At 64.1% G+C, this 1,139-nt stretch carries 1 protein-coding gene; it reads left to right on the top strand.

Annotation, left to right across the window (positions count from 1 at the left end; translation table 11 throughout):
• Positions 1-47 precede the first annotated feature (47 nt).
• Positions 48-1,139: an IS630 family transposase gene (locus tag ACIA5C_RS48645; protein WP_396068211.1), complete on the top strand. Its 1,092-nt coding sequence runs from the start codon at positions 48-50 to the stop codon at positions 1,137-1,139.

Genomic DNA, 1,139 nt, shown 5'->3' with positions numbered 1-1,139 from the left:
CTAGTGTGGTGCGCCGGAAGTCCCTAATCTAAATGTAGGCTGTGGTCATGTCTGGTCGTGGCCGGCCGCGGGCCGAGTTGGTGCTCAGCGACGAGGAACGTATGACGCTGCAGCGATGGTCTCGGCGGGCGAAGTCGGCTCAGGCTCTGGCGATGCGGTGCCGGATCATCCTGGCTTGCGCCGGCGGGATGTCGAATGTGGAGGTTGCTGAGCGGGTCGGAGTGAACCGGATGACCGTCGGCAAGTGGCGGTCCCGGTTCCTGACCGAGCGTCTCGAGGGCCTGCTCGACGAGGACCGGCCCGGCCGGCCGCCCTCGATCGCCTTGGACCGGGTGGAGGACGTAGTCGTGTCGACCCTTGAGCAGACTCCGCGTAACGCCACTCACTGGTCACGCACGTCCATGGCCGAGAGATCAGGGCTGTCGAAGTCGACGATCGGGCGGATCTGGCGCGACTTCGGCCTCAAACCGCACCGCGCGGAGACGTTCAAACTGTCGACCGATCCGTTGTTCGTGGAGAAAGTCGTCGACGTCATCGGGCTGTATCACCATCCGCCGGAACGGGCGGTGGTGCTGTGCGTGGACGAGAAAAGCCAGGTGCAGGCACTGGACCGATCCCAGCCGGTGCTCCCGATGATGCCCGGCATGCCGGAACGGCGTACCCATGACTACGTCCGCAACGGCATCACCAGCTTGTTCGCCGCGTTCAACATCGCCGACGGCACCGTGATCAGCGAACTGCATCGCCAGCACCGCGCGATCGAGTTCAAAAAGTTCCTGGCCGCCATCGACAAAACCGTGCCAGCCGAGCTCGAGGTGCACCTGATCTGCGACAACTACGGTACCCACAAGACCCCGGCGGTGCGGGCCTGGCTGGCCCGCCACCCCCGTTTCCACGTGCACTTCACCCCGACCGGCTCATCCTGGATCAACCAGGTCGAACGCTGGTTCGGGTTCCTCACCGACCAGAAGATCCGCCGCGGCGCCCACAAATCGGTGCAAGCCCTGGAAGCCGACATCCGCGCCTGGATCGCCGACTGGAACAGCAGCCCACGCCCATTCATCTGGACCAAGACTGCCGAAGAGATCCTCGAATCACTCGCACGGTTTTGCCAACGAATTTACGGCGCACCACACTAG

This window comes from Actinoplanes sp. NPDC051343 (assembly GCF_044455125.1).
Taxonomy (GTDB): Bacteria; Actinomycetota; Actinomycetes; order Mycobacteriales; family Micromonosporaceae; genus Actinoplanes.
The sequence above is the reverse complement of the archived record's forward strand: the minus strand, read 5'-3'. Positions and strand labels throughout refer to the sequence as shown.